Here is a 9,423-nt window from a genome sequence, read left to right on the forward strand (position 1 = left end):
GTCAGATGATAAACATCTGACCTCATTTTACTGTGGGAAAGTAATTGTTACTTAACCTAAGTTATGAATCCAGATGTGGTTTCCTTTCGGACCTTCATCCAATCTATGTCGATTGAAACTTTAAAAGTGTCTTTTTTTAAAGGCTCGCAAAGGTCTGAATTTTATTCTTGAAAACCAAGGTAAATTTTAAAAATTTCAGAAGATAATTTTAATCCTTTATTTTTGGCAACTTTATATAAGTAACATAGCGATGAATATTCAATCATTGAATGTATAACTGTTGGCACAGTTTTCGTTAGTAGGCTATACGAGGAACAACCCGTAAACTATGACAAATGTATGTATTAGAGTGGCTTTCACCCTCTTAGCGATTTTTTTCTGTGCAGACGCCAGCGCTCAATCGAGGCGTAATAGCCCTGTTCGCCGGAATGTTCCTGCGTTTGGTGTAATTAAAGTTTTGGCAGGAGGCGGCATATCTTATTATATGGGAGACATGCGCGCCAAAACTGATTTGAGGTTTATCCAGCCTCATTTAGCAGTGGGAATCAGTTATAGACTAGCCGAGCGTCTTGCTTTACGGGGAGAAGTGGATATATACCGTATTTCAGGTAAACAAGCAGGTGGCCCAATTTGGTACAACAATCTTTCCTTTCGTTCTGATAACCCTGCTGGATATATAGGATTGCAAATTGATGCATTCCGTTATAATGACGAACGCCTATTAAAACCTTATTTATTGGGAGGAATAGGCATGACAAGAATTAATCCTAAAGCAAATTATCAGGGCACTTGGCATAGCTTACCGCCGTTGATGACTGAAGGAGTCGCTTACAAACGTAATGTGCGTATTGCCGTGATTGGGGTGGGTGTTTCTTGGAAACACGACGACCGTTGGAGTTTTGCCATTGAGCTTAGTGATCATTTTGCAAATTCAGATTATTTGGATGATGTCAGTACAAATTATCCTAATCCTGCGGGGATGTCTGAACTCGCACTGGCTTTGTCGGATAGAAGATCCGAATTAACCAACCTACCGTCTGGTTATTCACCTCAAAATGACCCTGGAAATCAACGAGGAAATCCTAAAGTAAAAGACTCTTACGGATTTCTATCGTTTCGGGCCGAGTATTTGATAGGTACCCAAGCCCGACGCGCCGAGCGTCGAAAGTTAAGATGTTACTATTAGGAACATAAAATACTATTTTAGATTTTTCAGAAAAGCGGTTATATAGCAATATAAACCGCTTTTTACGTATATAAACCTATCGAAATATGAAGCATATTCTCCTTATGAACGGCCCTGATAATAAAGGGCTTATTTATAACGTAACCCATGTACTGTATAATCATAACCAAAATATTATCAGTCAGGATGAATACGTAAGCCCTTCCAAACAGTTTTTTATGAGAACAGAATTTGAAGGAGAAGGTGATCCTGAAAAAATAATTAACGACCTATACAGTACACTACCTACGGGCATTAACTTACGTCTCAATCCTAAAAAGAAGAAAGACATTGTTGTGTTTGTAACAAAAGAGCATGACTGTTTGGGCGAATTGCTCATAAGATATGCTTTTGACGAGCTAGATGCGACAATCCAAGCCGTCATAAGCAATTATAATACACTGCAACCTTTAGTTAGCAAATTTGGCATTCCTTTTCATTTCATTTCTCACGAACACAAAACTCGCAATGAACATGAAGAAGCGATTTTAAGAACTCTTGATATTTACAAACCAGAGTACTTAGTTTTAGCCAAATATATGCGTGTTCTTACTACCGATTTTGTACAACACTACCCCCATCGAATCGTAAACATTCATCATTCATTTCTGCCCGCTTTTATTGGAGCCAACCCTTACCGTCAAGCTTATGAACGAGGCGTCAAAATCATTGGAGCTACGGCCCATTTTGTCAATGATAATCTTGATGAGGGGCCGATTATTGCCCAAGATGTAAAGGAAGTAGATCACCGCCTAACGGCGATAGATATGGCTACTTTGGGAAAAGATACCGAAAAATCTGTACTGTCTAAAGCCTTAAAGTTGGTATTCAATGACCGCGTCTTTATCCACGGCAATCGTACAGTTATATTATAGATTATCACTAAAATGGTATTTTTCCTATTTTTTTATACACATTTAAGTATCTTGCACCCCGTTTTTTAACCCTCATACTAACCTTTCTGGAAGACATGCAAAAACTTCAAACCTTAGACTATCTGGTATTTCTTTTTTACTTCATAGTGGTCGCTGGCTACGGCTATTGGATTTATCAACGAAAAAAAACCAAAGAAGCCAGCACAACCGATTTCTTTCTGGCAGAAGGCTCGCTTACTTGGTGGGCAATTGGTGCATCTTTAATTGCCTCTAATATTTCGGCAGAACAATTCATTGGGATGTCGGGCAATGGTTTTTCAATGGGATTGGCTATTGCAACCTATGAATGGATGGCTGCCGCCACGCTGTTAGTGGTGGGTATTTTCTTTATGCCCATCTATTTAAAGAATCGTATCTTTACGATGCCACAATTCCTGAATCAACGTTATAATACGACTGTTAGCTTAATTATGGCCATTTTTTGGCTGTTTTTGTACGTTTTAGTGAATTTAACATCTATCCTATTTTTAGGAGCGCTTGCGGTTTCTACCATTTCGGGAATTGATTTTACGGTGTGTATGATTGGACTGGCCATTTTTGCCGTTATCATTACGGTAGGTGGAATGAAAGTAATTGGATATACCGATGTTATTCAGGTGTTTTTTCTCATTTTGGGAGGATTAGCAACTACTTACCTAGCCATGGATTTGGTTTCTCAAGAGTTTGGCGTAGACGGAATTACCAGCGCTTTTGGTACCATGCTTGAGAAGTCAGAAGATCACTTCCACATGATTTTCAAAGAAGGAAGCCCTCACTATATGGCGTTACCGGGCCTGACAGTACTCATTGGAGGAATGTGGATTGTCAACCTAAATTACTGGGGTTGTAATCAATACATTACACAACGTGCGCTCGGTGCTGATCTCAAAACAGCACGTGAAGGAATCCTTTTTGCGGCCTTTTTAAAACTTTTGATGCCTGTGATTGTGGTACTGCCCGGGATTGCAGCTTATACATTGTATCAAAAAGGCCTGTTTCAAATGGAAATGCTAGAAGGGGGCGAACTCAATCAGGACCGCGCCTATCCTGTATTGCTAAATTTACTGCCTGTTGGCCTTAAAGGACTTTCTTTTGCGGCCCTAACAGCGGCAATTGTAGCTTCTTTGGCAGGAAAAGCAAACAGTATTTCAACCATTTTTACGCTTGATATTTATAAAAAATACATAGGACAAGATGCCGATGAAAAGAAACTTGTTTGGATTGGACGGGTAACGATTGTTGTTGCCATGATTTTGGCAATTATCATTTCTCCTTACATGGGTATTGACAAAAAAGGTGGTTTTCAGTTTATTCAGGAAATGACTGGGCTTGTTTCCCCAGGTGTATTTGCCGCTTTTATTCTGGGCTTTTTCTGGAAAAAAACCAATTCTGCGGGAGCCCTTTTTGCAATTGTAGGAGGTTTTCTCATTGCTTTCTCAATGCACAACAACTGGCTCCCTGGTACAGACTGGACTTTGGTTCCGTTCTTAGACCGAATGGGAATCGTTTTCTTAATCTGCGTGGCAGTAATGGTTGTACTAGGTCTTTGGCAGCCAAGCAGTAAAGGCCTAGCAATTGATTCATCCATGTTCAAAATCAAAGGAACTTTTGCCATCGGTACGGCGGTTATTTGCGCAATTATTGCAATACTTTATACTGTATTCTGGTAATCAGTTTTGCATTACCAGAAAAAATACCCCTGTCGATGAAATACTCGGCAGGGGTATTTTTTTGCCCTTCATTAAACTTTTGCTCCTTACCCCTCATCTAAGCTTCAAAGCTGCCTGAAAACTTACGCAAACACTCAACACCATTCATCTGCATGGACGCTATCCAACACCAACGCGCTATTCAACACCTATTTTGGAGAGCTGGCTTCGGAGCTTCACCTAGTGAAGTAAAAAAAGCGATGTCAATGTCAAGACTTCAGCTTGTTAAAAATTTACTAAGAGATAGTAGTAACATCAAACTCTTGACGCAGGTATTCGATGCTCCTGCTCAGGATTTAAAAAATATGCGGCAGGCTGTTAAACAAAATGCAGGAGGCTCCCGTGAAGAGATGCGCGACAAGCTTAAACTCATGGCCCAAGAACGGCGTGAAAGCATTAGTAGCCTCAATGATGCATGGGTCGCTCAAATGAGTAACGTAGCGTATGCATTTCGAGAAAAAATGACTCTTTTTTGGCACAACCATTTCGCGTGCCGCAGTAAAACTGTTGGCTTCATACAACAACAAAACAACACCCTGCGAACCCATGCACTTGGCAAATTTGGCGACTTGTTGATGGCTGTTTCAAAAGACGCTGCAATGCTACAGTTTTTAAACAATCAGCAAAACAGAAAGCGTAGCCCTAATGAAAATTTTGCCCGAGAAGTGATGGAATTATTTACCTTGGGGAGAGGACAATATACCGAACAGGATATTAAAGAAGCTGCCCGGGCTTTTACGGGATGGGGCTTTAATATCAATGGTGAATTCGTGTTTAGAGAAAACTTTCACGACGACGGCCTCAAAACCATCTTTGGTAAATCTGGGAAGTATAAAGGAGAAGATGTAATTGAAATGCTTCTCGCAAACCCCAAAACAGCCCTACACATTTCGACTAAAATTTATCGCGCATTTGTCAATGAAAAAATAGACGAAACTCACATCGAAGCAATGGCAAAACGTTTTTATCATAGTAATTATGACATTGCCGACTTAATGGAATACGTTTTTACTACCGACTGGTTTTACCAATCAATAAACATCGGTGCGCAAATTAAATCTCCTGTAGAATACCTAGCGGGTTTGCAACGAATCTTCAACCTCGATTTTGTGGATAAAACGCCCGTATTATACACTCAAAAAATATTGGGACAAGTTCTTTTTAATCCTCCCAATGTCGCGGGTTGGCCTGGCGGAAAAGCCTGGATTGATAGTTCCAGTTTGCTTTCGCGGTTACAGCTCCCTAGTGTGCTCTTTCGCAACGAAACCATAAATGTCAGCGTAAAAGAAAGTGGAGATGTCAACGAAGAACGATTAATCCGCAAGAATAAGTTTGAAATCAATATGAACTGGCAAGCTTTTTCCCATTCGTTCGAATCAATTCCAGACGCGGCTCTTTGCAAAACCTTGGCATCTTATTTGTTACAGGTACCAATTAATGATGCAACCATAAAACGCATTGAAAATCGGGTTGCGACCCCCGAACGCTCAGAAACTGTAAAACAACTTTGCATTTCTTTAATGAGTACGCTCGAATATCAAGTTTGCTAATCCGATTTTCATAAATAGCATTTCAATAATGAAACGTCGCACATTTCTCAAAAAAACGGCTTTTACCACCGCGGGCTCGCTTTTAATTCCTCAATTTTTAAAAGCCTATGAGCAAAACCATCTTGGACAAAACCCGCTCAATCATAAAATTCTGGTGGTTATTCAACTCTCTGGCGGCAACGATGGCCTTAATACGGTCGTTCCGTTTCGGAATGATATTTACTATCGTGAACGCCCATCCATTGCCATTAATCAAAATAATATTCTTCGCCTCAACGATGAAATCGGTTTTAATCCCGCACTGGAAAAGGTTAAAGAATTGTATGATAATGGGCTGGTTTCTGTCATCAATAATGTAGGCTATCCCAATCCCGACCGTTCCCATTTTCGCTCAATGGATATTTGGCAAACGGGAAGCAGTTCGGAAGAATATCTATCCAGCGGTTGGATTGGTCGTTATTTGGATGCTCAATGCATTGGCCAATCCTGCCTCCCGCACCAAGCCCTTGAAATTGACGATACATTAAGTTTAGCTTTAAAAGGGCACCAAGTCAATGGATTATCGTTGCTAAACCCTGAGAAGTTATACCGGCAAACGCAAAGTGCATTTGTCAAAACATTGACCGATATTCCCGCCGCAGATAACCATGACAATATAGCTTATCTTTACAAAACGCTGGCTGAAACCGTGTCGTCTGCCGAATATGTTCACACGAAAGCAAAAGTCAATAAATCCCGAATGATGTATCCAACGACTGAATTAGGGAAAAGTCTTAATACCATTGCTGAACTTATTACATCTGGCGTAAGCACAAGCGTCTATTACGTTTCTTTATCTGGTTTTGATACTCACATACGCCAAAATGACCAACAAGATCGTCTTCTTCGCCAATATGCTGAAGCGGTAAACGTTTTTGTCAATGATATGAAAGCCAATAGCCGCCTCGATGATGTTATGGTTTTGACATTTAGTGAATTTGGCCGACGAGTGAAACAAAATGCGAGTAGCGGTACGGATCATGGAACTGCCAATAATGTATTCTTAATCGGGGGCCCAAAACGTACCCGTCCCATTTTAAACGAAGCTCCTGATTTAACCAACTTAGATAACGGCGACTTAAAATACAGTATTGATTTCCGAGAAGTATACGCAACATTGTTGGATGATTGGCTTCAAACAGATTCCACCAAGGTTCTTACCCAGAAATTCAACAAACTACCACTCTTCTAACTTAAAACGACTGCCTTGAAGCAGTCGTTTTAAGTTAGCCCCCAATTATCTTTCGTTATTGTCACCTTCCTTGAGAGGTTTTCCCTATTTTTACGCTAATCAATAAAAAAGGGAATGACCGATACTATTCAAAATACTTCTACCATTTTCACCAAATTGGGAGGGGAGTTTATTATTCCTACGAAGCTTTTTGCGGAGAAACTTAAAAAGATAAAAGCCTTTATTTTTGACTGGGATGGCGTATTCAACGACGGCACAAAAAACGAACATGGAACCAGCAATTTCAGTGAAGTAGATTCTATGGGAATCAACTTACTTCGTTTTGGTTGGTGGTTGTCTCAGTCCAAGATGCCTTACACCGCCGTAATTTCTGGAGAGCGGAATACCATGTCTTTTCAATTGGCCAAACGAGAGCACTACGACTCCTGCTACTTTCGTATCAAACATAAAATTGCCGCCCTTGAACATTTCATGGCAATCCATCGTCTCAAACCAGAAGAAGTAGCATTCTTTTTTGACGATGCGCTGGATTTATCAATTGCTGAACAGTGCGGCGTCCGCATCATGATTAGACACAGTGGCAATCCTCTGTTTCAAAAATACGTTATTGATCATAACCTTGTCGACTATATCACTGGCCAGGCGGGTGGTGCTTTTGCCGTTAGAGAAGGGTGTGAACTTTTGCTGGGGCTTTCTCAAATACATGATCAAACGATTACCAATAGGCTACGTTTTTATCCCGAGTATGACCAATATCTTTCAGAACGGCAATTAATTGAAAGTTCTTTTTTTACGTTGGCTGATGGAAAATTTGAATCACAAACAATCTAGCGTTTATCACAAATGTCGCAAGTAATAGATTTTCAGGAAAACAGACTAAAAACAGGCGAAGGAGGAATAATTCTTACGAGTGTGGAGGATTTACTCAACTGGTCAAGATTATCATCGCTTTGGCCAATGGGCTTTGGTTTAGCATGCTGCGCTATTGAAATGATGGCTTCTTACGCCTCAAACTATGATCTTGAACGGTTCGGGATATTTCCCCGACCTTCTCCTCGTCAATCAGACGTAATGATTGTAGCGGGAACCGTTACCTTCAAAATGGCAGACAGAATTCGCCGTTTGTATGAACAAATGCCCGAACCCCGCTACGTAATCTCAATGGGAAGCTGTTCAAACTGCGGAGGCCCTTACTGGGAACATGGCTACCACGTTGTCAAAGGAATCGATAGAATCATTCCAGTAGACGTCTACGTGCCTGGATGCCCGCCTCGCCCAGAAGCACTCATTGGGGGGTTTCTAAAATTACAGGAAAAAATTCGTCAAGAACATCCAATTGCCCCTACATTATTATTGGAATTCGAAAATCGTACCACATGAACACACATGATATAGTAGAAAGATTAAAAAGCAAGTTCAGCACGGATTCAGTTCTGGTTGTAAATGAAAAAACGCCCCAGCCCATAGTACAGATTCCCGTAGATTTACTTTTAGATATTTGTCAATTTCTCCATGAAGATGATTTGCTTTACTTTGACTTCATGGCTTGTCTCACGGGAATTGATAATGGCCCAGAAAAAGGCACAATGGAATTGATTTATCATTTGACTTCAATCCCCTATCAAAGGAATCTAATTTTGAAGGTGATGCTTCCAAGGCAGGTTGATGGGCAACAGCCTTCTATCCCAAGCTTATCTAGTATTTGGAAAACTGCTGATTGGCATGAACGCGAAGCGTTTGATTTAATCGGAATTCGCTTTGACAACCATCCTGATTTACGTCGAATTCTACTTCCAAAAGATTGGGTAGGCCATCCGCTCCAAAAAGATTATCAAGAACAAGACTTATACCATGGAATAAAAGTAAAATACTAATAATCAATGAGTTAAAAATTTTTCTTGACATAATCAAAAAAAATGCTATCCTTCGCAACAAATTCAACAAAAAAAGCGTTGGATTGGCAAGTTTGCTTGGTTTTTAAACCTTATTTTAGAACTAATAAAAGGAATTGAGTATGTATTGGACACTGGAATTAGCCTCTTATTTGGAGGATGCGCCTTGGCCCGCCACAAAGGACGAATTAATTGATTTTGCGATTCGCACGGGAGCTCCTCTGGAAGTCGTCGAAAACCTGCAGGAACTGGAAGATGATGGCCAACCTTATGAAAGCATTGAGGAAATATGGCCTGATTATCCAACAAAAGACGATTTCTTCTTTAACGAAGATGAATATTAAAGATTAGAAGAAGCCCATTATTGGGCTTTTTTTATAATCGTTGGCGTTTATTATTTTGTAACAACGCAAAAGAGCTCGCCTTTCAGCGAGCTCTTCATTGTTAATATTGTGGCGGCTACCTACTTTTCCAAGTTTTATCTCAGTATCATCGGCGGAGCGGGGCTTAACTTCTCTGTTCGGAATGGGAAGAGGTGAACACCCGCCCTGTAACCACCATCAAGGTCGTTATCGGCGTTTGCAGAATTGGGATGAGGTGAAGCGATTCGTCGCACCGTCCCGCACTGTAACCACCATCAAGGTCGTTATTGGCGTTTGCAGAATTGGGATGAGGTGAAGCGATTCGTCGCACCGTCCCCCACTGTAACCACCATCAAGGTCGTTATTGGCGTTTGCAGAATTGGGATGAGCTCAGTAATTCCTCGCAACCTCCCGCACTGTTAACTCCTAGACTATCTATTATCTCATAGTCCCTAAATTATTGACATTGGAATGGAAGTAATTAAGTTAAGCACTTTACTTAGAAGCTATTGGGCAATTAGTACTGCTCAGCTTTGATGT

9 protein-coding genes and 2 rRNA genes (1 of these 11 running past the window's edge) are annotated in these 9,423 nt (G+C 40.6%); 9 read left to right on the top strand and 2 right to left on the bottom strand.

The window, feature by feature from the left end; translation table 11 throughout:
• Window positions 1-328 precede the first annotated feature (328 nt).
• The 9 genes from DR864_RS17345 (at window position 329) to DR864_RS17385 (ending at window position 8,865) form a co-directional block, all read left to right on the top strand.
• Window positions 329-1,186 carry a hypothetical protein gene (locus DR864_RS17345; protein ID WP_162793902.1) on the top strand — a complete coding sequence of 286 codons (858 nt, stop codon included), beginning with the start codon at window positions 329-331 and terminating at the stop codon, window positions 1,184-1,186.
• Between the two features lie 86 nt (window positions 1,187-1,272).
• Window positions 1,273-2,100, top strand: coding sequence for a formyltetrahydrofolate deformylase (purU, locus tag DR864_RS17350; protein ID WP_114068159.1), 828 nt, complete (start codon window positions 1,273-1,275; stop codon window positions 2,098-2,100).
• Window positions 2,101-2,195: 95 nt separating this feature from the next.
• Window positions 2,196-3,809, top strand: a complete 1,614-nt coding sequence (locus tag DR864_RS17355) for a sodium/sugar symporter (RefSeq protein WP_114068160.1) — start codon at window positions 2,196-2,198, stop codon at window positions 3,807-3,809.
• Between the two features lie 152 nt (window positions 3,810-3,961).
• Window positions 3,962-5,398: a DUF1800 domain-containing protein gene (locus DR864_RS17360; RefSeq protein ID WP_114068161.1), complete on the top strand. Its 1,437-nt coding sequence runs from the start codon at window positions 3,962-3,964 to the stop codon at window positions 5,396-5,398.
• Window positions 5,399-5,426: 28 nt separating this feature from the next.
• Entirely contained in the window at window positions 5,427-6,629 is a 1,203-nt protein-coding gene (locus DR864_RS17365; protein ID WP_114068162.1) for a DUF1501 domain-containing protein, read from the top strand.
• 114 nt (window positions 6,630-6,743) lie between these two features.
• Complete coding sequence (locus DR864_RS17370) at window positions 6,744-7,460, top strand: phosphatase (RefSeq protein WP_114068163.1); 717 nt, start codon at window positions 6,744-6,746, stop codon at window positions 7,458-7,460.
• A gap of 12 nt (window positions 7,461-7,472) precedes the next feature.
• Complete coding sequence (nuoB, locus tag DR864_RS17375) at window positions 7,473-8,009, top strand: NADH-quinone oxidoreductase subunit NuoB (protein ID WP_114068164.1); 537 nt, start codon at window positions 7,473-7,475, stop codon at window positions 8,007-8,009.
• Window positions 8,006-8,503 (top strand): NADH-quinone oxidoreductase subunit C, encoded by a 498-nt coding sequence (locus DR864_RS17380; RefSeq protein WP_114068165.1) that lies wholly within the window; start codon window positions 8,006-8,008, stop codon window positions 8,501-8,503. The genes nuoB and DR864_RS17380 overlap by 4 nt, the downstream gene beginning before the upstream one ends.
• 140 nt (window positions 8,504-8,643) lie before the next feature.
• Window positions 8,644-8,865, top strand: a complete 222-nt coding sequence (locus DR864_RS17385) for a DUF2795 domain-containing protein (RefSeq protein ID WP_013927448.1) — start codon at window positions 8,644-8,646, stop codon at window positions 8,863-8,865.
• 106 nt (window positions 8,866-8,971) lie between these two features.
• Here DR864_RS17385 and rrf read toward each other — a convergent pair.
• Window positions 8,972-9,083 (bottom strand): 5S ribosomal RNA (gene rrf / locus DR864_RS17390).
• Window positions 9,084-9,380: 297 nt separating this feature from the next.
• Window positions 9,381-9,423 (bottom strand): 23S ribosomal RNA (locus tag DR864_RS17395); it runs 2,762 nt beyond the window's last position.

Source organism: Runella rosea (assembly GCF_003325355.1).
In the GTDB taxonomy this organism is placed as follows: domain Bacteria; phylum Bacteroidota; class Bacteroidia; order Cytophagales; family Spirosomataceae; genus Runella; species Runella rosea.

Excerpts from the sequence above, each read along its gene's own strand:
- DR864_RS17355 (WP_114068160.1), top strand. The coding sequence starts at position 2,196 with ATGCAAAAACTTCAAACCTTAGACTATCTGGTATTTCTTTTTTACTTC.
- DR864_RS17360 (WP_114068161.1), top strand. The coding sequence starts at position 3,962 with ATGGACGCTATCCAACACCAACGCGCTATTCAACACCTATTTTGGAGA.
- DR864_RS17380 (WP_114068165.1), top strand. The coding sequence starts at position 8,006 with ATGAACACACATGATATAGTAGAAAGATTAAAAAGCAAGTTCAGCACG.
- DR864_RS17345 (WP_162793902.1), top strand. The coding sequence starts at position 329 with ATGACAAATGTATGTATTAGAGTGGCTTTCACCCTCTTAGCGATTTTT.
- DR864_RS17370 (WP_114068163.1), top strand. The coding sequence starts at position 6,744 with ATGACCGATACTATTCAAAATACTTCTACCATTTTCACCAAATTGGGA.
- nuoB (WP_114068164.1), top strand. The coding sequence starts at position 7,473 with ATGTCGCAAGTAATAGATTTTCAGGAAAACAGACTAAAAACAGGCGAA.
- purU (WP_114068159.1), top strand. The coding sequence starts at position 1,273 with ATGAAGCATATTCTCCTTATGAACGGCCCTGATAATAAAGGGCTTATT.
- DR864_RS17385 (WP_013927448.1), top strand. The coding sequence starts at position 8,644 with ATGTATTGGACACTGGAATTAGCCTCTTATTTGGAGGATGCGCCTTGG.
- DR864_RS17365 (WP_114068162.1), top strand. The coding sequence starts at position 5,427 with ATGAAACGTCGCACATTTCTCAAAAAAACGGCTTTTACCACCGCGGGC.